Origin of the sequence: Enterobacter sp. 2VL, from assembly GCF_005503595.1 — a bacterium.
Classification (GTDB): Bacteria; Pseudomonadota; Gammaproteobacteria; order Enterobacterales; family Enterobacteriaceae; genus Enterobacter; species Enterobacter cancerogenus.
Map to the genome: position 1 here is coordinate 496852 of NZ_SCNE01000001.1, position 19959 is coordinate 516810.

A 19959-nucleotide genomic window follows, 5' to 3' on the forward strand; every position below is an offset into this window, starting at 1 on the left:
GCCTTTGACATTGTCGGGTGGCGGCTACGCCTTACCCGACCTACGTTCGAGCCTTTGTAGGCCCGGTAAGGCGTAGCCGCCACCGGGCTATTTTCCTGCCTGCGGATGCGTATCAAACCCCGCCATCACCGCAGACAATTCTGCTAGTGTAAAGCCGTGCTTCGGATCGTCAACCCCGAGACCAAACCGTGACTGCATCAGCTGATAAAGCGCCTGCGCGTCCGGCAAATGGATCTGCTCCTCCACATGGCCGTTGTGCCAGTGCGTGAAGTTAAAATTAGTCAGCGTCAGCTTGCCGCCGTCCGGGAGATGGCGACACATCAACAGATGATGACGGAAGTGCGATTGCGGCCAGTGCGCGGACCAGAAGTTACCCATCACGTAATCGTTAAAGTACTGCGTCGCCAGGTCAAAGTGGTACATCGATTGCCAGTGGTCATGATGGCGGAACTGAAGCACCCAGTCGTTACCTTCGCTTAGCAGGCGGTACAGGCCGTGCGGCGTACTCTGCTCCTCGTTGGCGAGTAAGCGCATGGGTGCCGTGAGCGTTTGTCCGCCAAACCCGACATCCGCTATCCAGCGTTCGCCGTTCAACTCGACCAGCAATAAACGGTGGGTACGCGGCGGCATCTGCGGCGGATTCGCCAGCACCACCCGCCCCAGCACGCTACGCACCGTAAACCCCACTTCGCGCAATACGCGCTCGAACAGGCCATTTTGCTCAAAGCAGTAACCGCCGCGGCGCGCGGTGACCAGCTTGTCGACCAGGCTTTGATCGTCAAGATGGATCTCACGCGGCAATACCACATCGATATTCTCAAACGGGATCGCGCAGTTGTGATGTAAATGCAGCGCACGAAGGGTGTCGTTATCAACCTGCGCGGGCTGTTGCCAGCCCGTGCGGGCAAAATAAGCACTCAGAAATGGGGGCATGGTTGGCTTCCTTGATGTGATATTCCTTGTTTATAAACTATTTTACCCGCCCCATATGCGCAAATGTGCTTTTTAGCGCTGCTTAGCGCGCTGCATAATAGCCAGCGCGCTGAGCATCAGGAGAAGCCCCGTCACCAGCGTCAGCGTCGCCATTGCCATGCCTTGCCCTACGGAGCCTTGCTCGAACTGCCGCCAGATAAACACCGAGACCGTCTGTGTGCCCGCCGGGGCAAGCAGTAGTGATGTCACCAGCTCACGCGAGGCAATCGCAAACACCATCAGCATCGCCGCCAGCAGCGCGGGAGAGACGAGCGGCATCACGATATAGCGCAGTGCCTGAAACGCCGAGGCCCCGTGAACCCGCGCCGCAGGCTCCAGACTCCCGCCCAATTGACGCAGCGCGCTGCCAACGTAGCGCACGGGCCACGGCAGCAACAGGCAGCAATACGACAGCAGCAAAATCGCCCAGCTGTTATACGGCGAGACCGGCCAAAAGGACCGGTTCCAGAGCAGAATCAAACCGACGCCCACGACAATGCCGGGCAGCGCGGCGGGCATCAGCGAGAGCGCATCAAGCATTGCGCGCCCTTTTATCTTTTGCATTACCACCAGCCACGATGCCAACAGCCCCAGCAGCCCGGTAATGCACGCCGTCCCGAGCGCCAGCGACAGGCTGGTTCCCAGCGCCGGCAAAGCCTCTCCCTGCTGGCTGAACAGTGCCGCATAATGTGACGTTGTCACATTATCAAGCGTCACACCTCCAGATAATGTACCGAGCACGCCGGAGAGCGCCATCGATACGCCGGGTAACAGCACCGCGACCGCACTCACCACCATCATCAGCACAACCATCGGCAGCGTGTAGAGACCGGCGTTTGCCCCACTGTTTTCGGTCGGCTTGCCGGTTATGCTGGTGACGTCATGTTGTCCGGTCAGTTTTTTCTGCATCGCCCAGGCACCAAGGGCAATGACCACAAGCACTACCGAGAGCATCGCCGCCCCGGACAGATCCACCGGCCAGTCGGCCAGCTTCTTCTCGATATCGGTGGTTAACATCAGCACGCCCGCTCGCGCCCCCAGCGCCGCCGGAACGCCAAACTCCTCAATTGCGAGGGTAAACGCCAGCAGCATTCCCGCCGCCAGCGACGGGGAGAGCATTGGCAGCGTGATGTGCCAGAACGCCCTGCCCGCGCTTGCGCCGTGCACCCGGGCAACCTGCGCCAGTCGCTGACCGCTCGCCAGCAGGCTACGCGATACGGCAAAATAGACCACCGGGAAAATATTCAGCGCCATCACCAGCACGATCCCGGTTTTGCTGAACAGCAGATCGTTGAGGTTTATCCCGGTCATCTGTTGCAGATATCCGTTGGTTTGCAGCACCAGCATCCATGAGAGAGCCGCGATATAGGGCGGCGTCAAAAACGGGATCAGGAAAAGCAGATCCCACAGACGCGGCCACGGCAGGTTGAACACCCCCCGCGCCACGCCCAGCGGAAAGCCGATCAGCGCGCTGACCAGCGCAACGCCTAACCCGACCTGCAGCGTTCCGCCCAACATGCGGGGCAACTGCGGCTCTGCCAGCAGCGCCTGTACACCGCTAAACGCGCCGCTGAAATTGCCAGCGCTGAAGTGAGGAAATATCGCCTGCAAGGCGATGAACAACAGCGGAGACGCCACGAGGACAACCAGCAGCGTCAGCGTCATGGCCGATAACATTCGTTGATTCACAGGAGCTTCCTGAAGACGGGGTTGCCCCCGTCACTTGCATTACAGAGAGAACAGCGTCGTAAAGCGCTTGAGGATGTCGCTTCGTGAGCCCGAGGACTCGCTTTTCGTGGGCAGCACCGTCAGCTCGTTCAATAGCGGACGTTTCGCCTTGACGTCTTCGCGCGCGGGCATCAGCCACGCATCGGCGACCATCGCCTGGCCTTCCGGGGAGAGGACGTAATCGACAAAAGCCTTAGCCTCGTCGGCGTGCCGGGTCGATTTAAGGATCATCATCGGACGCGGCGCAATCACTGTGCCGCTGGCCGGGAAGATCACCTTAAGCGACTCCCCCTGGCTGATGTTGCCATAGGAGACATAATCCACCGCACCAAACACCGCCGCTTTTGCCCCCTGCATCACGGGCGTTACCGCCTGCGCGTTCGGGCCGCTGACTACCATGCCGTTCTTTTTCAGCGCATCGAACAGCGCCCAGGCATTGTCGCCCATGCCGTTTTGTAGCCCGATCAGCAAATCCAGCGACGCGCCGGAGAGCGCCGGGTCCGGGGTGGTGACCTTGTCCCTGAAGGCGTCGGTGGTGAGATCCCGCCACTCCTTCGGCTCCGGCGTACCGCTTTTAGTATTCCAGACAATCCCTAACGCCGAGACGCCCTGCGCCACGTAATCCGCCGATTTCAGATCCGCCGGAACGTGTTGCGCATTGACGCTTTGATAAGGCAGCAGCCAGCCGCGGTCGTGGAGGTCTTCCGCCGTGTCCCAGGAGGCGGAGATCAGGATATCCGCCTGCGGGTTGGCCTGCTCTGCCTCCAGGCGCGCCATGACTTTTCCGGTGGTCGCCTGGAAGATATCGACTTTCACCCCGGTTTTCTGTTCAAACCCGTTAGCCAGATTTTTCGCGAGGGAACCCGGCCCCGCGGTGTAGACCGTCAGCGCATGGGCGCTGGAAAACGTGACAGTAGATAGCGCCATTGCGAGCAGGACTCCTTTTTTCACAGACATGGTGGCTTTCATGCAAACTCCCCTGAGGTTGAAATCAAACGATCGGCAGCCACGCTGCCAGCAGATAGATGCACGATGCGATCGGCGAGAATTTCAGCCTCCCGGCGGTCGTGAGTGACATACACGGCGGTGGTCCCGAGCTGGCGCAGCAGCGTGGCCATCTCCTGACACAACGATCCACGCAGTTCGCTGTCGAGGTTAGAGAGCGGCTCGTCAAAGAGCAGGACGCGAGGTTCAGCGACTATCGCCCGGGCCAGCGCCACGCGCTGCTGCTGCCCGCCCGATAGCCCGGCAGGTTTGCGGTCAGCAAAGGCCGCTAACCCGACGCGGGAGAGCGCCTGCGCGACGCGATCCTCACGTTCCTGACGCGAGACATGGCGCATTTTTAACGGGAACGCGACGTTCTGCGCCACCGACATGTGCGGCCACAGGGCATAATCCTGGAAAACCATGCCGATATCCCGCGCCTCGGGCGGCAGCGACCAGCCCGCTTTCGCAACCTGACGATCGCCAAAATGGATATCGCCGCCAGCAGGCTGGGTTAATCCCGCCAGCAGCCGGAGTAACGTGCTTTTTCCGCAGCCTGATGGCCCCAGTAGCGCAACGACGCTGCCAGCCTCGATATGCAGATCGATTTGATTCAAAACGGTGTGCGCACCAAACGCGTACGAGACGCGGTTGAGCGTGATGGAGGTGAGCATAGTGTGATCCTCTTTGGGATTTACTGGCCGCCACTGTAGGGTACGAGTATGACGAACGCATGACGGTGGCGTTGCGGCTTGATTTCGACCACCTTTCAGTCGTTTAATGCCGGAAAGCCTGCGCAGAGGAAATCCCATGAGCCCGTTTCGCCCCGTCGAGTTAAAACACGCCAGCCGCCTGCTGAACCACGGTCCTACCGTACTGATTACCAGCCGCGATGAAACCATTGACCGCCGCAACGTTATGGCCGCCGCCTGGTCGATGCCTGTCGAATTTGATCCGCCCCGCATCGCGATTGTTGTCGACAAAAGCGCCTGGTCACGGGAGCTGATTGAGCGCAGCGGGACATTCGGCATCGTCATTCCGGGCGTGGCGGCCGCCAACTGGACCTGGGCCGTGGGCAGCGTCAGCGGACGCGACGAAGACAAGTTCAACTGCTACGGCATTCCGGTCATCAACGGCCCGGTGCTGGGCCTGCCGGTAATAGAAGAAAAATGCCTGGCGTGGATGGAGTGCCGGTTATTGCCCGCCACCGCCGCAGCCGAGAAATATGACACGCTGTTCGGCGAGGTGGTATCCGCTGCAGCGGATGCACGCGCCTTTGTCGCCGGGCGCTGGCAATTTGACGGGGATAAGCTGAATACCCTGCACCATCTGGGGGCCGGAACCTTCGTGGCGAGCGGTAAAATGGTGAAGGCACCGGAGTGAGCGCGTGGAATATATCAGCCTGAAATATAACTATTTTCTATGGCATTTTATGTTTACCGACAGAGTTTAAAACAGAGGATATTTCCGGGGCTGTTGTTATAACAGCCTCTCAATAAGGAAATATCGATGTCATGGAATAAAGATGGCGCAATCTCATATGCGAAATCACACGCCCAATCTAAGAGCACGCTCATTACGGGACAAAGTTACCGAACCATCCAGCCCCATTACGAACTCTTCAGGCATGACTAATGAAAACAGGCTTACTTTTTCTTATCCTGTTGTCCCCGTTGTCTTTCGCAGAGACTCTCTACCAACCCGACGTGACGGCGCTCAAATTTAATCAGTGGTATATCGCGCAGATGAACCTGAATAACCCACCCGTCCTTGATCCAGATAGTCTGCATGATTACGTTGCGTCCGGGACTATTGCAGCCATTAAAGAATTGTATTCAGGAGACAGTAACGAAAAAGACATGCCCGATGCGGATATGTTCCTTAAATCGCAGGACTGGGATGAGGACTGGGATCAGATAAAGGTCCTGTATTCTGATTTTGATGCTGTGTGCACAAACGTGTATGTCGCATTTGGCAAGAAACAGAATCACGTTGTCGCAGATTGTCTCGTTCAGGAAAATGGGAAATGGAAAGTCCGATCGGCAACCCTGATTAAGTAATACGATGCGTCGAACCCATCCTGGCAAGAAAAAACGCATGGTAGCCTCAAGGCTACCATGCAATGACCTAACTCTTCGCACGCCGTGCAATGATTTCATCCGCTACATTTCGCGGCGCTTCGGCGAAATGGTCGAATTCCATCGTATAGGTCGCGCGTCCCTGGGACATCGAACGCAGCGTGGTGGCGTAGCCAAACATCTCTGCCAGCGGCACATCAGCACGAATGATTTGGCTGCCGTACTGCTCGGCCATTCCCTGCACCATACCGCGACGAGACGAGAGATCGCCCATGATATTTCCGGCGTACTCTTCCGGCGTTTCCACCTCGACATGCATCACCGGCTCAAGAATAGCCGGGTCCGCCCTGCGTGCGCCCTCTTTGAACCCGAGGATCGCCGCCATGCGGAACGCCATCTCCGAGGAGTCCACGTCGTGATACGAACCAAACGTCAGGGTCGCCTTCACGTCGACAACCGGATAACCGGCCAGCACGCCGCTGTTCATGGCTTCACGCAGCCCTTTTTCAACAGAAGGGATGTACTCACGTGGCACCACGCCGCCCTTGGTGGCATCTTCAAAGGTGAAACCACTTCCGGGTTCAGACGGCTCAAGGCTCAGCACAACATGGCCATACTGCCCTTTCCCGCCGGACTGCCGGACAAACTTACCTTCAATATCCTTCACCGCTTTACGCAGAGTCTCACGGTAGGTGACCTGCGGACGCCCGATGTTGGCTTCTACGCCAAACTCGCGCTTCATGCGGTCAACGATAATCTCCAGATGCAGCTCGCCCATCCCGGAAATAATCGTCTGCCCGGACTCTTCGTCCGTGTGCAGGCGGAACGAGGGGTCTTCCGCAGCCAGACGCTGCAGCGCCAGCCCCATTTTTTCCTGATCGGCCTTGGTCTTCGGCTCGATCGCCAGCGAAATCACCGGGTCCGGGAACTCCATCCGCTCAAGGGTGATCACCGCATCGGGATCGGTCAGAGTGTCACCCGTGGTGACATCTTTTAGCCCCACGCAGGCGGCAATATCCCCGGTACGCAGTTCGTCCACTTCATGACGGTCGTTGGCATGCATCAGCACAATACGCCCGATGCGCTCTTTTTTACCTTTAACCGGGTTATACACCGCGTCGCCTTTTCTCAGCACACCGGAGTAAACGCGTATAAAGGTCAGCTGGCCCACGTACGGGTCACTCATCAGCTTGAACGCCAGCGCTGAGAACGGTTCTTCATCGCTCGGATGACGCTCGGCGTGCTGCCCTTTTTCATCAATACCATCGATGGCGGGCACGTCCAGCGGAGACGGCATCAGTTCGATCACCGCGTCCAGCATGCGCTGCACCCCTTTATTTTTAAAGGCGCTGCCGCACAGCATCGGCTGGATTTCACCGGCAATCGTCCGGTTACGCAGCCCCCGGATAATGTCAGCTTCGTCCAGATCGCCCGTTTCGAGGTACTTATCCATCAGCGCGTCGTTCGCTTCCGCCGCCGCAGAGACCATGTTATCCCGCCACGTCTTCGCGGTGTTGAGTAGATCGTCAGGAACGGGCGCGTAGCTAAATGCCATCCCCTGGGTGGCATCGTCCCACACGATGGTACGCATCTTGATGAGATCGACCACGCCGCTGAAATGCTCCTCGGCACCCACCGGAATAACGATCGGCACCGGGTTGGCCTTCAGGCGCTCCTGCATCATTCGCACCACGCGGAAGAAATCGGCCCCCGGGCGATCCATCTTATTGACGAACGCCAGGCGCGGAACGTGATATTTGTTGGCCTGACGCCAGACGGTTTCCGACTGCGGCTGCACGCCGCCCACCGAGTCATACACCATCACCGCGCCGTCGAGCACGCGCATGGAACGCTCAACCTCAATGGTGAAGTCAACGTGCCCGGGGGTGTCGATGATGTTGATCCGGTGCGGTTCAAACCCACGGTCCATACCCGGCCAGAAGCAGCTCACGGCTGCGGAGGTAATGGTTATCCCGCGTTCCTGCTCCTGCGCCATCCAGTCGGTTGTTGCCGCGCCATCGTGTACTTCGCCCAGCTTGTGGCTCATCCCCGTGTAAAACAGGATGCGCTCGGTGGTGGTCGTTTTGCCGGCATCGATATGCGCGGAGATACCGATGTTGCGATAACGTTCGAAAGGGATGGGTCGGGGCATGATAAATCCTTAGTCATTAAGACGTTTATGAGACGACCAGGATGGTCGTAGGTAATTTCGTTTGTTATAATAGTCCTATTGTACGAGTATTATCGAACTATTTTTTAACGGTTCACCTATTGTTCATATAGCTCAATCTGACATCAGATGCAGGAAAACGATGATCCCAAACCACCCGGAACCTGAACAAATACAGCTGGAAAATGTGCTCTTCGCCCTTGGCAATCCGCTACGCCTGGCGATCGTTCGCCGCCTCGCCGACGGCAGCGAACTGAGCTGTAACGCGCTGCGCCCGGCGGATGTGGTGAAATCCACCATGACCCACCACTGGCGCGTATTACGCGATAGCGGCGTTATCTGGCAGCGGGCACAGGGACGAGAAAATATGATTTCACTGCGACGAGAGGATCTTGACGCCCGTTTTCCAGGGCTGATGGCGATATTGCTGAAGAAAAACTGACGTTATTATTTTATCAGCAATGTCGAAAGCCAAAACAGACGTTTTGCAGAACTACCGTGTGGGGAAATTACGTTGCCAAATGAGTCAGGCTTTACTGTCGTTGCTGATCATCTGGCAGGTGCGGGCGTTTAGAGTCGCTGCGTTGATTTAAATAACGTGCTGCAGTGCGGGCAAACAAGTTGGGCACCTTTTTGTACTCGGCTAAAGCTGTGTTCAGAATCTTTTGAACAATTTGGGCATGGGCATTTAACTAAATAATTACGACGAGCTAGCGTGTTTTTACGTCCAGACATAGGCATCTCCTGATTTAAGGGACTGCCACCATACACGTTTACGCCACCCGTTGCTTGCTTTTATTTTCCAGTGACTTGCCGTTTCGGACAAACCGGACGACAGCGTTAATGAATATTGCCGGGCGGGATCCCACCACTGCCCGGCAAAATAATTACATCGAGTAGCCCGGTTTTTTAATCAGTTCATCCAGCTTCGGGCCAATCTCGGTATCCCAGACCTGCGCCTTCCAGTCATCCTGCTGCACCTGATTAAGCGCAACCGATATAGAGCCGTCTTTGCTGTTCAGATGGCGAATAATCACGTCGGCAATATCCGCTGCCAGCGCGGTTTTTTGCTCGTCATTTAGCTCGCGGGGAAAACATTTAATATCAACGTGTGGCATGGGCTGACTTCCTGTTGTGAGTGAGTATTCCACGTTATCAGATAATTTCATTAGCCTTTAACACCTTGTGCAGTTCAGGACGCTGACACATCGCGTCAGCAATGGCCGTGATCTTTGGCGTATTGGCTGCAAACCAGTCATGACGCGGCCCCCAGGTGCGCATCACCACAATATAGGCGTCAATCAGGGTCAGCTGCTCGCCAAAGGCATACGGCGTGGCTTTCAGGTGATTATCCAGCCACGCGTACAGCGTTTTGCGGTACGCGATACAATTGTCCTTCAGCTGTTCAGGGGCGTCCGGCGCCCAGCGTTCAGGATAATCGGCAAAGGTAAAAGTGGGATAGACATTGGCGACCAGCCAGATCAGCAGACGCTGAAACTGCGGGCGATCGGCGTGCCCGACGGGTGGCGCAAGATCGGGGCATTTGTCGAGCACCATCAGCGCTATCGCCGCCGTTTCGGTCAGGATCGTGCCATTTTCCAGCTCCAGCGTCGGGACCTGGCACAGCGGGTTACGCTTTTGCAGCAGGTCGCGCTGTGGGCCGGGCCGATCGAATCCGTCCACGTTGATCAATTGGTAGGGAATGTCGGCCAGCGTCAGCATGATTTCACCGATCGCCGACCCCCAGCCGGGTACACCATAAAGCGTGATCATGTTGCCCCCTCAGGGTTCAAAACCCTAAGTGTAGAGCATGCTCAGTAGGTTATCCCTGGCGGATTGACCTGTGAATGGTCCACCGCTTCGCCCTCCTCACCCCAGCGTGCCAGCACCTTCTGATATTCCCCTCGCGTAATTGCCCCATCCAGCGCGGCCTGCAGGGCATATACCAGCCCGTTGCCTTTTTTGGTGGTGGTGGCGACGTAAGCTTTTTTGGGGCCCAGGCCTACAACGCGGGTTTTACCCGTGAGCGCCGCTTTATAGGCCGAGACAGACTGCGGCCCGAAGAAAACGTCCGCCCTGCCGGACTGAATATAGAGATTGGCCGAGGCGTCATCCGTCAGATAAAGCGGCAGCGCTGGTGCGCGTCCGGCTCGCCTGTTCTCGTCGTTCCAGCCGAGCAGAATGCGTTCCTGATTGGTGCCGGAGCCAACGATCACTTTCTTGCCCGACAAATCTCCTGCGCCTTTGATAGACTGAATGCTGCTGTTGGATTTCACCGAAAAGGCCAGGGAATCGACGCGGTAGGTCGCAAAATCAAACTTCTCTTTGCGCTGCTCGGTCACCGCAATGTTCACCAGCGCCACGTCATAGCGCCCGGAGACAATCCCGAGCGGCCAGTCCTCCCATGCCGTCGGCACCAGTTTGAGTTTCAACCCCAGACTTCCCGCCAGCAGCCGGGCGATGTCCGGGTCGCTGCCGATGCGCGTGCGGTTATCGCTGGCAAGCAGCGCCAGCGGTGGCGAGTTAAGTGCCGAAATGGCGACGGTAAGCGTGCCGGGTTCAACAAAAGAATACGTTGCCGGGATCTTCGCCACCGCCTGCGGGTCAACCGCCACCGGCAGCGGTTGCTGGTTGGCGTTCAAGTCAATGCTGGCATCGGCCGCCGTGGTGAAAATCAGCCCCAGCAGAAGTCCATATTTCATTCGCTCTCCTTACAACACTTTTGACAGGAACTGGCGGGTGCGCGGGTGCGACGGATGGTTTAACACTTCGTCGCTGCTGCCCTGCTCCACAATTTTACCGTCGACCATAAACACCACCTGATCCGCCACTTCACGGGCAAACCCGATCTCGTGCGTCACCACCACCAGCGTCGTACCGGAGCGCGCGAGTTTTTTGATCACGTCCAGCACCTCACCCACCAGCTCCGGATCGAGCGCTGACGTTGGTTCATCAAACAGCATCACCCGAGGGCGCAACGCCAGCGCGCGCGCGATGGCAATCCGCTGCTGTTGCCCGCCGGAGAGATGGCGTGACCAGGCATCGGCCTTGTCGCGCAGTCCCACCACGTCCAGCAGGCTGTATGCGCTGTCGATAGCCTCTTTGCGGCTGAGTTTTTTGTGCGCGATGGGCGCTTCAATCAGGTTTTCCAGCACCGTGAGGTGCGGGAAAAGATTAAAGTTCTGGAACACATACCCCACGTTGACGCGCTGTTTCAGTATCGCGTTCTCCTTCAGCTCGTAGAGTTTGTCGCCCTGACGACGATAGCCAACGTACTCCCCGTCTATCTGAATAAAGCCTTCATCGACGCGCTCCAGGTGGTTAATGGTGCGCAGCAGCGTCGATTTGCCCGAACCGGACGGCCCGAGGATCACTGTGACGGAACCGGGCGGGATCTCAAGCGAGACGTTATCCAGTGCCTTATGGCGGCCAAAGAATTTGCTGACGCCGGTGATGGAAATATGTCCTTCAGGAGAGGCTTGCATGGACGGGCTCCTGTACTGGGGTGTTGACGGAACGGGTACGGCGGGATGCGCGGTGATGATTTACGGCGGAGCGGCGTTCGCTGCGGGCAAGCCCGCGTTCCACGACATGCTGGATCGCTGACAGGACGGTGGTTATCACCAGATACCAGACGGCCCCGACCATCAGCAGCGGAATGACCTCCTGCGTGCGGTTGTAGATCATCTGAATGGTGTAGAACAACTCCGGCATTGCCAGGACGTATACCATTGCCGTGCCTTTGGCGAGGCTGATGATCTCGTTAAAGCCGGACGGCAGTATGGTGCGCAGCGCCTGCGGCAGGATAATGCGCACGGTGCGCCGCCAGGCCGGCAGGCCGAGCGCGGCGGCGGCTTCATACTGACCGTGATCGACCCCGAGGAAGCCTCCGCGAACGATCTCGGCGGTATAGGCGCTCTGCACCAGCGTCAGCCCCACCACGGCGGTAGAAAACTGCCCCAGCACGTTGATGGTCTCAAAGCGCCCCCAGAGAATATCGGTAAACGGCACGCCCAGCGAAAGGGTGTCGTACAGATAGGAGAAGTTATAGAGAATAATCAGCACCACGATCAGCGGCAGCGAACGAAACAGCCAGATGTAGGCCCACGCCATGCTGCTCAACAGCCAGCTGGAAGAGAGTCTCGCCAGCGCCAGCATCCCGCCGAGGAATACGCTCAGCACGGTGCCAATGAGCGTCAACAGCAGCGTCTGGCCGACGCCCTCCAGAATAACCGGATCGAAGAACCAGCGGGCGAAGACCGCCCACTCCCAGCGCGGGTTAAAGGCCACGGACTGGATCACCACGGCCAGGATAAACAGCGCGGCCACCGCGCCAACGGTGCGCAGCGGATAGCGCGCCGGGACCACTTTAATGGTTTCAACGTTGCTCATCGTCGTTCCTCATGCGGATTTGCTGAGCGCTTCGCGGATCAGCGTTTTGGTGAAACGCAGCCGGCCATCGAACGGCGGCTGGCTGTACTCTTCCGGATCGCGGTGAAGATCGAACTGCGGCTGATATCCCTGGCTAAGATAAAGCCGTACCGCTTCCGGCTGGCGAAAACCGGTGGTGAGGTAAATCTGACTGTAGCCCGCCAGTGCCGCCCGCCGCTCCAGCTCCTGCACTACCCGGCCCGCCAGCCCCTGCTGGCGCAGCGTTTTGTCGGTCCAGATGCGCTTGATCTCCGCGGTGCGTTCATCAAAGGGTTTGTAGGCCCCGGTAGCGATAATTTTCCCGTCGCGTTCCAGCACGATAAACAGCCCCTGCGGTGCGAGATACCATTCGGTCAATTCCACCTCGGCGTCTTTCGAAAAGTAGTCCCCGTATCGGGCAGCGTATTCGCCGAATAACCCCTTGATGATGGGCTGAAGTTCGGCATCTTCCGGCGATACATCACGAAATTGCTCGCGCATAATCCCCCCTTAATCGCCCAGACCTGCCGGGTTAACTTCAGAATTCGGGATACGTTCAACGCCTTCCCCCCAACGGTTGAGGACTTTGTCGTAATCACCGTTTGTAATCACGCCGTTTAGCGCAGTCTGCACCGGCTCAACCAGGCCGCTGCCTTTTTTCAGCGTTACCGCGATGTGTGCCGCCTTCGGCCAGCCGCCGTCGACGCTGCCGACCAGCCCGGTTTTGCCGCTCAACGCCGCTTTCCACGCGCCAATAACGTTTGGGCCAAACCAGGCGTCCGCGCGCCCGGATTGCAGCGCCAGGGTTTGCGCAGCATCGTCTTTGGTGTAGACCGGGGTGAACGGCTTAAGCCCTTTTTTCAGGTTTTCAGCATTCCACGCCAGCAGGATGGCTTCCTGATTGGTGCCGGAGCCAACGATGATGCGCAGACCGGCGATATCTTCCGCCTTCTCAAGCGTTTTTATCGGGCTGGTCGATTTCACGTAGAAGCCCAGGGAATCCTTGCGGTAGGTGGCAAAATCAAACTTCTCTTTACGCGCTTTGGTGACGGTAATATTGCTAATAGCCGCGTCATATTTCCCGGACGCCACGCCGAGCGGCCAGTCCTCCCAGGAGGTCGGCACCACGTTCAGCTCAAGCCCCAGGCTATCCGCCACCAGACGAGCAATATCCACCTCGCTGCCAAGCAGCGTTTTGTTATCGTCGGCAAACACCGTCAGCGGCGGCTGGTTCAGCCCTGCCACGGCGACGGTAAATTTTCCAGTGACGGCAAAGTGATAGTCTTTCGGCAGCTGCGCCACCGCCGCGCTGTTTTTGGCAGTGTTAATTGGTGTTTTGTTGGCTTCCAGGCTTACGCCGGTGCCATTGATAGTGACATTCTCAGCCCAGACTGCAGGAGTAATGGCCAGCGCAAGCGCCAGAATAAGCGATGTTTTCTGCATAGCGGCGTTCTCTTATTGTTGTGTGAACTGATTTGTGGGTTCGTCTAAACCCAGACTGTCGCGCAGCGTGGTGCCGGGGTAGTCAGTACGAAACAGGCCGCGCGCCTGTAATACCGGCACGACATGGTCAACAAAGCGCGGGAAGGTGTCCGGCGTGCCGCCCTGAATGATAAAACCGTCGGCTGCATAGCCCTCGAACCACGCCTGAAGGCCATCCGCCACCTGCTCCGGCGTGCCGGAAAAGCGCGGGCGCGGGGATGCTGCTTCCAGCGCTACCTGACGCAACGTTAACTGGCGCTCAGCGGCATTACGCTTGATCTCATCGGTGGTGCTGCGAAAGCTGTTTTTACCTAAATCGCCCACGTCCGGGAACGGCGCGTCCAGGGGATACTGGCTAAAATCGTGGTGTTCAAAATAACGTCCGAGGTAATTCAGCGCGTCGGTAATGGACACCAGCGCCGCCGTGGTTTGATACTGGTTTTCCACGTCTTCAGCATCTTTGCCGACAATCACGCTCACGCCCTGGAAAATATGTAAATCCGACGCGCGACGACCGTTATTTTCCAGTTGTTGCTTCACGTCGCGATAAAATGCTTGCGCTTCGTCTAGCGTTTCGTGGTGGGTAAATATGGCATCAGCGTGTTTCGCTGCCAGCTTTTTACCGTCATCCGACGCGCCCGCCTGAAATAGAATCGGGCGTCCTTGCGGCGTGCGGCCAATATTCAGCGGTCCGGCAACCTGAAAGAAATCACCGTGATGATCAAGAGTATGCAGTTTATCCGGGTCAAAAAAGCGTCCGCTCGCTTTATCACGGATAAAGGCATCGCCTTCCCAGGAGTCCCATAACCCTTTCACCACGTCGAGATATTCATCAGCGATGCGATAGCGCAGCGCGTGTTCCGGGTGTTTCTCACGGGAGAAGTTTTTGGCTGAACCTTCCAGCGGAGAGGTCACTACGTTCCATCCCGCGCGGCCATGGCTCAGGTGATCGAGGCTGGCAAACTGGCGCGCCACGGTAAACGGCTCACTGTAGGAGGTTGACAAGGTGCCCACTAATCCCAGTCGGGAAGTAAGACTTGCCAGCGCCGATAATACCGTCAGCGGTTCAAAGCGATTTAAAAAGTGCGGAATGGATTTCTCGTTAATATAAAGTCCGTCGGCGACAAAAAGAAAATCCAGTTTGCCCTCTTCCGCTTTTAGCGCCGTCTTTTTAACAAAATCAAAATTAATGCTGGCATCGGCGACGGCCGCCGGATGTCGCCATGCAGACATATTCCCTGATGCGCCGTGCAAAATAGTGCCCAGCCGCAGCTGACGAGTTGCAGACATATTCACCTCTTATAATTAAACGTGTTGCAGCGCTTTTTCCGCCAGCTGCGCAAAATAGGCGGCAGCGGGTTCAATTAACGCTTCGTCCGGGTTAAACGCCGGGTGATGTAAACCAAAGGGGCTGGCGCTGCCGATGCTGACAAACGCGCCGGGTATATTTTGCAGATACACCGCAAAATCTTCCCCGCCCATATGCAGCTCCGCATGATGGGTTTCGTAGCCCGCTTCTCTGGCGACCGAGGTGGCAAACGCCGCCCAGTGCTCGTCGTTAACCAGCGCGGCGGGTCCGGCATACCAGGTGATATCGATTTGGGCGTTAAAGGCGCTGGCAAACCCGGCGGCGATGTCGCCGACACGCGCTTTTACCTTTTGCTGCACGTCGCTGCGGTGAGTGCGCAGCGTCCCCTCCAGCTCAACCGTCTCCGGCAGAACGTTCCAGGTATTGCCCCCGGTGATGCGCGTGACGCTGAGCACCACCGAATCCAGCGTGTTGACGTTCCGGCTGGCCACGCTTTGCAGCGCCGTCACCAGCTGACTTGCCAGCACGATGGCATCGTTGCCCTCGTGAGGACGCGCCGCGTGTGCGCCCTTGCCGGTAATGCGGATGGCGAAGCGATCAACGTTGGCGTAAAACGGCCCGCCGCGGGTGGCAAATTCACCAACCGGCAGCGACGGCTCGTTATGCATACCGAAGATGGCGCTCACGTCGCGTAACGCACCGGCACGGACCATGCTTTTCGCACCGCCAAAGTTCTCTTCGGCTGGCTGGAAGAGGATCCGCACTCGCCCGGCAAGCGAAGCTTCCCGCGCTTTCAGTTTTAGCGCTGCGCCAAGAATAACGCTGGTATGCACGTCATGACCGCAGGCGTGCATCACCCCCGGGCGCTGCGAGCTAAACGGCACGCCGCTGCGCTCCTCAATGGGCAGAGCATCAATGTCCGCCCGTAGGGCAATTAGCTTTTTACCCGAGCCAATTTCCGCGACCAGTCCGGTTTGAAGGTCATAGGGCAGCGGCGCGATCCCAGCCTGAGTCAGCCACTGGCGCAGCCGCGCGGTTGTTTCAACCTCCTGACCGGACAGCTCGGGGTGCTGGTGCAGCTCACGACGCCAGGAAATTAGCTGTTCGCTAAGATTCATACCGTCACCGCCTTATTCAGTCTGGCCTCTGCCAGCAGACGAAGGGATCGCGTGCGGCGTGTACCTTCTGCAATCGGGGTATCGATGATGAACTCATCAATGCCCCACTGTTGATGCAAAGCTTCAAGCTGCGCCACCACCGCATCAGCCGTTCCGACCAGCAGAGACTGCGCCCGGCGGGCAATACGCAGCGGTTCGCTCCCGGCCTGACGCGCAAAGGCGTAGGCCTGCTCCTCGCTGGCTACCGTCACGCGCTGGCCGTTTGCCAGCTCAACGCCCCACACTTCCACCTTCTGCGCCAGGGCTTGTGCCTCGGACTGCGTCGTTGCCACGATGGCCTGCACGGCCACGATAACGTCAAGGGTGCTGTGCTCGCGCCAGGTCGCCACCACCTCGCGCAGTAGATCCGGATCGCCATTAAGATGGGCAGCAAAGACAAAATGCCAGCCGAGCGACGCCGCAAGAAGCGCGCTTTCGACGCTGGCTCCAAGCAAAAAGCCCTGTGCGGGCAGCGGCGGCAGCGGCGTGGCGCGCACGGCCTCGTCCGCAGACTGATACTCAGGGCGAAGCCAGCGATCAAGCTGCGTGAGCTGATCGGCAAAGCTCCCTTTTTCCTGCGGGTTCAGGCCATGCTGAAGCGCACGGGTAGAGAGCGGCAGGCCACCAGGCGCTTTTCCGACGCCAAGATCGACCCGTCCGGGGGCTAAAGCGGCCAGCAGGTTAAAATTCTCTGCCACCTTGTAAGGGCTGTAATGCTGAAGCATGACGCCGCCCGATCCCACGCGGATACGCCGTGTTTGCCCGAGGATCCAGGCAATCAGCAGCTCCGGTGAGGGGCTGGCAAGCTGAGGGGTATTGTGGTGCTCGGCAATCCAGAAGCGGTGGTAACCCAACGTTTCCGCCAGCTGCGCCAGGCTTAGGGTTCGCGCCAGCGCATCGGCGGCCGTTTCATTTTCCGCAACGGGGCTTTTATCCAGAATGCTGATTCGCCAGGACATGTTCGCTTCTCGTTTGACTTAACATGCCGTCATTATTAAAGGCGTATTTCATCGCTGAGAAACAATTAATTTACATTTGGTTTGCCGGAAATCAGATATACAAAACCATGCTAAGAATAAGGCCTTGGCGGTTTTTCCCGTTGTTGGTCAGGCCCCGGGGTACTGCTCGTCGGTGACTTTTTCCAGCCATTCCACCGGGCTGCCGTTAACCGATTCGGCAATCGCAATATGAGTCATTGCCGTTTCGGCGCAGGCACCGTGCCAGTGTTTTACGCCTGGCTCGATCCAGGCGATATCGCCCTGATTTAGCGGTTCGGCCTCTTCTCCCCACGCCTGCAGCCAGCCGCGCCCCTGGGTGACGATGAGCGTCTGCCCGAGCGGATGCGTGTGCCAGGTGGTGCGCGCACCCGGCTCGAACGTCACCGTTGCGCCGCCCACTTTTGCCGGTTCGGTTGCCTGGAACGGGGCGTCAATGCGTACGGTACCGGTAAACCAGGCTTCCGGCCCCTTCGCGGAAGGTAATGAACCACTGCGGATAATCTTCATCGTTGTCTCCTTTTTTTGCTGTTGAGGTAACAGTAGCGCAAAGCGCAGGCGAGCATTAGAGTGCATAATCAGAAAGGAACTATGAGACGAATTCATAAATCAGGGCGTCAGTATGCTTAAAGACAATTTTAACGATCTGCTCTCGTTCATGGTGGTTGCACGGGAACGCAGCTTTACCCGTGCGGCCGCGCAGCTCGGAGTTTCCCAGTCGGCGCTCAGCCACGCGATGCGTAACCTGGAGGCGAGGCTCGAGGTTCGGCTTCTGACGCGCACCACGCGCAGCGTGGCCCCGACAGAAGCTGGTGAAAGGCTGTTGATGCGACTCAGCCCGCACCTGCTGGAGATTGAACAAGAACTCACTGCACTGCGTGATACCCGCGATCGACCCGCCGGGAATATTCGCCTGACCGCCGGGGAGCATGCGATGTCTGCCGTGCTGTGGCCGGTGCTTAAACCCTTTATGACGCAATACCCTGACATTCACGTCGAGGTTACGGTAGATAACGGGCTGACGGACATCGTTGACGGGCGCTTCGACGCGGGCGTGCGCCTCGGCGAACAGGTGGCAAAAGACATGATCGCCGTGCGCATAGCGCCGGATATGCGCATGGCGGTGGTTGGTTCAGCAGACTATTTTGAGCGTTACGGCACGCCCGATACGCCGGAACAGCTCCAGCATCACCGCTGCATCAATATGCGCCTGCCGACGCGCGGCGGTTTATACGCATGGGAGTTTGAGCGCGATGGCCGCGAGCTGCGCGTGCGGGTTGACGGCCAGCTGACGCTGAACAATCTTCCGCAGCGTATTGATGCCGCCGAGAGCGGTCTGGGCCTCGCTTACGTTCCGGAAGATACCGTCCGCGAGGCGCTCGACCAGGGGCGATTACTCCGCGTGCTGGAGGCGTGGTGCCCGCCCTTTGACGGGTACCACCTTTACTACCCGAGCCGCCGCCAGCACACCACCGCGTTCTCGCTGCTGGTTGACGCGCTGCGCTATCGGTAGCTTATTTCCCGACACGCGACTGGAGGTGAGCCGGATAACGCTCGCCGACTACGTCAATGTCTGCCAGCGCGTGATGAATGTTGGCAAGGTCTTTTTGTGACAGGGTCACGTTTACCGCAGCCAGATTTTCCTCCAGCCGGTGCAGCCTGGTTGTGCCAGGAATCGGGACAATCCATGGGGCTTTTGCCAGCAGCCACGCCAGGGCGATTTGGGCTGGCGTTACGCCCTGCTCCGCTGCCATGCTCTTGACCACCTCAACCAGTTTCTGATTCGCCTGGCGCGACGCCTCGCTAAAGCGCGGAACGACGTTGCGAAAATCGCTGCTGTCGAAGGTCGTACTGGCGTCGATTGCCCCGGTCAGAAAGCCTTTACCCAGCGGACTGAAGGGTACAAACCCGATGTTCAGCTCCTCCAGTAGCGGCAGGAGCTGCTGCTCTGGTTGCCGCCACCACAGGGAATATTCGCTCTGCAATGCAGTCACCGGACATACCGCGTGGGCGCGACGAATGGAATCTACGCCCGCTTCAGAAAGCCCAAAATGCTTCACCTTGCCTTCGGCAATCAGATCGGCAACGGTTCCGGCGACATCTTCCATTGGTACGTCAGGATCGACGCGATGCTGATAATAGAGGTCGATGTAATCGGTTTTCAGCCGCGCCAGAGATCCTTCCACCGCCGCGCGGATATGTTCCGGACGACTGTTCAGCGCCTGCCCCGGCCGTTCGCAATCAAAGCCGAACTTAGTGGCAATCACTACGCGGTTGCGAAACGGTGCCAGCGCCTCGCCAACCACCTCTTCATTGATATAGGGCCCGTAAATCTCCGCCGTGTCGAAAAAGGTCACCCCGCGCTCGACCGCCTCGCGGATAAGCGCGATGGCCTGCTGTTTGTCCGTTGCCGGGCCATAACCGTAGCTTAATCCCATGCATCCCAGCCCAAGCGCTGAAACCGTCAGTCCGTCTTTACCTAACTGTCGCTGTTGCATTCTTCACCTCGTGTTTTTATTTCTGTCGGGATAACTTTAGGTGGGTTTGTTTATGAACACTACAGCGCAAAACCGCTAGTGCCTATGAATTTTACTCATTAATGACTTCGGGCGAACGGTAAGCAGTGCTGATGAATAAATCATCACTGCGCCTGCTGGTTTGTCTAAAAACTCGC

22 protein-coding genes are annotated in these 19959 nt (G+C 57.9%); 4 read left to right on the forward strand and 18 right to left on the reverse strand.

What is annotated here, in order from left to right; all coding sequences use genetic code 11:
- Positions 1-87: 87 nt before the first annotated feature.
- The 4 genes from nhoA to FFS28_RS02350 form a co-directional block, all read right to left on the reverse strand.
- The gene (gene nhoA, locus FFS28_RS02335; protein ID WP_137848650.1) at positions 88-933 is read right to left on the reverse strand and encodes an N-hydroxyarylamine O-acetyltransferase; all 846 of its coding nucleotides are present in this window, start codon (positions 931-933) and stop codon (positions 88-90) included.
- A 72-nt stretch (positions 934-1005) separates the two neighbouring features.
- Positions 1006-2661, reverse strand: coding sequence for an ABC transporter permease (locus tag FFS28_RS02340; RefSeq protein ID WP_137848651.1), 1656 nt, complete (start codon positions 2659-2661; stop codon positions 1006-1008).
- 39 nt (positions 2662-2700) lie between these two features.
- Complete coding sequence (locus FFS28_RS02345) at positions 2701-3669, reverse strand: ABC transporter substrate-binding protein (protein WP_137848652.1); 969 nt, start codon at positions 3667-3669, stop codon at positions 2701-2703.
- Positions 3666-4358, reverse strand: a complete 693-nt coding sequence (locus FFS28_RS02350; RefSeq protein ID WP_137848653.1) for an ABC transporter ATP-binding protein — start codon at positions 4356-4358, stop codon at positions 3666-3668. Before FFS28_RS02350 ends, FFS28_RS02345 begins: the two co-directional genes overlap by 4 nt.
- A gap of 136 nt (positions 4359-4494) precedes the next feature.
- Here FFS28_RS02350 and FFS28_RS02355 point away from each other — a divergent pair, with 136 nt between their 5' ends.
- Positions 4495-5067, forward strand: a complete 573-nt coding sequence (locus FFS28_RS02355; RefSeq protein ID WP_101737683.1) for a flavin reductase family protein — start codon at positions 4495-4497, stop codon at positions 5065-5067.
- A 251-nt stretch (positions 5068-5318) separates the two neighbouring features.
- The gene (locus tag FFS28_RS02360; protein ID WP_137848654.1) at positions 5319-5744 is read left to right on the forward strand and encodes a DUF3828 domain-containing protein; all 426 of its coding nucleotides are present in this window, start codon (positions 5319-5321) and stop codon (positions 5742-5744) included.
- Between the two features lie 67 nt (positions 5745-5811).
- Here FFS28_RS02360 and fusA read toward each other — a convergent pair whose 3' ends face one another.
- Positions 5812-7914: an elongation factor G gene (fusA, locus tag FFS28_RS02365; RefSeq protein ID WP_137848655.1), complete on the reverse strand. Its 2103-nt coding sequence runs from the start codon at positions 7912-7914 to the stop codon at positions 5812-5814.
- 160 nt (positions 7915-8074) lie between these two features.
- Here fusA and FFS28_RS02370 point away from each other — a divergent pair, with 160 nt between their 5' ends.
- On the forward strand, positions 8075-8374 hold the full coding sequence (locus FFS28_RS02370; RefSeq protein WP_006175413.1) for an ArsR/SmtB family transcription factor: 300 nt from the start codon (positions 8075-8077) through the stop codon (positions 8372-8374).
- Positions 8375-8502: 128 nt separating this feature from the next.
- Here the strand turns inward: FFS28_RS02370 and FFS28_RS21775 are convergent, their stop codons facing one another.
- From FFS28_RS21775 to FFS28_RS02425, 12 genes are all read right to left on the reverse strand, one after another.
- Positions 8503-8673, reverse strand: coding sequence for a YnfU family zinc-binding protein (locus FFS28_RS21775; protein WP_306417979.1), 171 nt, complete (start codon positions 8671-8673; stop codon positions 8503-8505).
- A 146-nt stretch (positions 8674-8819) separates the two neighbouring features.
- Positions 8820-9050, reverse strand: a complete 231-nt coding sequence (pptA, locus tag FFS28_RS02375) for a tautomerase PptA (RefSeq protein WP_088209151.1) — start codon at positions 9048-9050, stop codon at positions 8820-8822.
- Positions 9051-9087: 37 nt separating this feature from the next.
- Positions 9088-9705, reverse strand: a complete 618-nt coding sequence (locus tag FFS28_RS02380) for a glutathione S-transferase family protein (RefSeq protein WP_137848656.1) — start codon at positions 9703-9705, stop codon at positions 9088-9090.
- 41 nt (positions 9706-9746) lie between these two features.
- Positions 9747-10634 (reverse strand): transporter substrate-binding domain-containing protein, encoded by an 888-nt coding sequence (locus FFS28_RS02385; RefSeq protein ID WP_137848657.1) that lies wholly within the window; start codon positions 10632-10634, stop codon positions 9747-9749.
- A gap of 9 nt (positions 10635-10643) precedes the next feature.
- Entirely contained in the window at positions 10644-11417 is a 774-nt protein-coding gene (locus FFS28_RS02390; protein ID WP_006175420.1) for an amino acid ABC transporter ATP-binding protein, read from the reverse strand.
- Positions 11401-12324 (reverse strand): amino acid ABC transporter permease, encoded by a 924-nt coding sequence (locus FFS28_RS02395; RefSeq protein ID WP_137848658.1) that lies wholly within the window; start codon positions 12322-12324, stop codon positions 11401-11403. The genes FFS28_RS02390 and FFS28_RS02395 overlap by 17 nt, the downstream gene beginning before the upstream one ends.
- A 9-nt stretch (positions 12325-12333) precedes the next feature.
- Positions 12334-12843 (reverse strand): GNAT family N-acetyltransferase, encoded by a 510-nt coding sequence (locus tag FFS28_RS02400; protein WP_137848659.1) that lies wholly within the window; start codon positions 12841-12843, stop codon positions 12334-12336.
- Between the two features lie 9 nt (positions 12844-12852).
- A complete protein-coding gene (locus FFS28_RS21905) occupies positions 12853-13785 on the reverse strand; it encodes an ABC transporter substrate-binding protein (RefSeq protein WP_137848660.1) in 933 nt (310 codons plus the stop codon).
- A gap of 12 nt (positions 13786-13797) precedes the next feature.
- A complete protein-coding gene (locus FFS28_RS21910) occupies positions 13798-15114 on the reverse strand; it encodes an LLM class flavin-dependent oxidoreductase (RefSeq protein ID WP_137848661.1) in 1317 nt (438 codons plus the stop codon).
- 15 nt (positions 15115-15129) lie between these two features.
- Positions 15130-16251 (reverse strand): M20 peptidase aminoacylase family protein, encoded by a 1122-nt coding sequence (locus FFS28_RS02415; protein WP_137848662.1) that lies wholly within the window; start codon positions 16249-16251, stop codon positions 15130-15132.
- Complete coding sequence (locus tag FFS28_RS02420; protein ID WP_137848663.1) at positions 16248-17249, reverse strand: LLM class flavin-dependent oxidoreductase; 1002 nt, start codon at positions 17247-17249, stop codon at positions 16248-16250. Before FFS28_RS02420 ends, FFS28_RS02415 begins: the two co-directional genes overlap by 4 nt.
- Positions 17250-17396: 147 nt before the next feature.
- Positions 17397-17795, reverse strand: a complete 399-nt coding sequence (locus FFS28_RS02425; RefSeq protein WP_137848664.1) for a (R)-mandelonitrile lyase — start codon at positions 17793-17795, stop codon at positions 17397-17399.
- A 112-nt stretch (positions 17796-17907) separates the two neighbouring features.
- On the opposite strand from FFS28_RS02425, the gene FFS28_RS02430 reads away from it, so the two are divergent.
- The gene (locus tag FFS28_RS02430) at positions 17908-18798 is read left to right on the forward strand and encodes a LysR family transcriptional regulator (RefSeq protein WP_058608732.1); all 891 of its coding nucleotides are present in this window, start codon (positions 17908-17910) and stop codon (positions 18796-18798) included.
- A 1-nt stretch (position 18799) separates the two neighbouring features.
- Here FFS28_RS02430 and FFS28_RS02435 read toward each other — a convergent pair whose 3' ends face one another.
- Positions 18800-19783: an aldo/keto reductase gene (locus tag FFS28_RS02435; RefSeq protein WP_137848665.1), complete on the reverse strand. Its 984-nt coding sequence runs from the start codon at positions 19781-19783 to the stop codon at positions 18800-18802.
- Positions 19784-19959 lie beyond the last annotated feature (176 nt).

Bases quoted from the DNA above. Each gene is read 5' to 3' on its own strand.
- FFS28_RS02355 (WP_101737683.1), top strand. From the start codon at position 4,495: ATGAGCCCGTTTCGCCCCGTCGAGTTAAAACACGCCAGCCGCCTGCTG.
- FFS28_RS21775 (WP_306417979.1), bottom strand. From the start codon at position 8,673: ATGCCTATGTCTGGACGTAAAAACACGCTAGCTCGTCGTAATTATTTA.
- FFS28_RS02430 (WP_058608732.1), top strand. From the start codon at position 17,908: ATGCTTAAAGACAATTTTAACGATCTGCTCTCGTTCATGGTGGTTGCA.
- pptA (WP_088209151.1), bottom strand. From the start codon at position 9,050: ATGCCACACGTTGATATTAAATGTTTTCCCCGCGAGCTAAATGACGAG.
- FFS28_RS02360 (WP_137848654.1), top strand. From the start codon at position 5,319: ATGAAAACAGGCTTACTTTTTCTTATCCTGTTGTCCCCGTTGTCTTTC.
- FFS28_RS02380 (WP_137848656.1), bottom strand. From the start codon at position 9,705: ATGATCACGCTTTATGGTGTACCCGGCTGGGGGTCGGCGATCGGTGAA.
- FFS28_RS02385 (WP_137848657.1), bottom strand. From the start codon at position 10,634: ATGAAATATGGACTTCTGCTGGGGCTGATTTTCACCACGGCGGCCGAT.
- FFS28_RS02435 (WP_137848665.1), bottom strand. From the start codon at position 19,783: ATGCAACAGCGACAGTTAGGTAAAGACGGACTGACGGTTTCAGCGCTT.
- FFS28_RS02345 (WP_137848652.1), bottom strand. From the start codon at position 3,669: ATGAAAGCCACCATGTCTGTGAAAAAAGGAGTCCTGCTCGCAATGGCG.
- nhoA (WP_137848650.1), bottom strand. From the start codon at position 933: ATGCCCCCATTTCTGAGTGCTTATTTTGCCCGCACGGGCTGGCAACAG.
- fusA (WP_137848655.1), bottom strand. From the start codon at position 7,914: ATGCCCCGACCCATCCCTTTCGAACGTTATCGCAACATCGGTATCTCC.
- FFS28_RS02425 (WP_137848664.1), bottom strand. From the start codon at position 17,795: ATGAAGATTATCCGCAGTGGTTCATTACCTTCCGCGAAGGGGCCGGAA.
- FFS28_RS02400 (WP_137848659.1), bottom strand. From the start codon at position 12,843: ATGCGCGAGCAATTTCGTGATGTATCGCCGGAAGATGCCGAACTTCAG.
- FFS28_RS02395 (WP_137848658.1), bottom strand. From the start codon at position 12,324: ATGAGCAACGTTGAAACCATTAAAGTGGTCCCGGCGCGCTATCCGCTG.
- FFS28_RS02350 (WP_137848653.1), bottom strand. From the start codon at position 4,358: ATGCTCACCTCCATCACGCTCAACCGCGTCTCGTACGCGTTTGGTGCG.
- FFS28_RS21910 (WP_137848661.1), bottom strand. From the start codon at position 15,114: ATGTCTGCAACTCGTCAGCTGCGGCTGGGCACTATTTTGCACGGCGCA.
- FFS28_RS02390 (WP_006175420.1), bottom strand. From the start codon at position 11,417: ATGCAAGCCTCTCCTGAAGGACATATTTCCATCACCGGCGTCAGCAAA.
- FFS28_RS02370 (WP_006175413.1), top strand. From the start codon at position 8,075: ATGATCCCAAACCACCCGGAACCTGAACAAATACAGCTGGAAAATGTG.
- FFS28_RS02420 (WP_137848663.1), bottom strand. From the start codon at position 17,249: ATGTCCTGGCGAATCAGCATTCTGGATAAAAGCCCCGTTGCGGAAAAT.
- FFS28_RS02415 (WP_137848662.1), bottom strand. From the start codon at position 16,251: ATGAATCTTAGCGAACAGCTAATTTCCTGGCGTCGTGAGCTGCACCAG.
- FFS28_RS21905 (WP_137848660.1), bottom strand. From the start codon at position 13,785: ATGCAGAAAACATCGCTTATTCTGGCGCTTGCGCTGGCCATTACTCCT.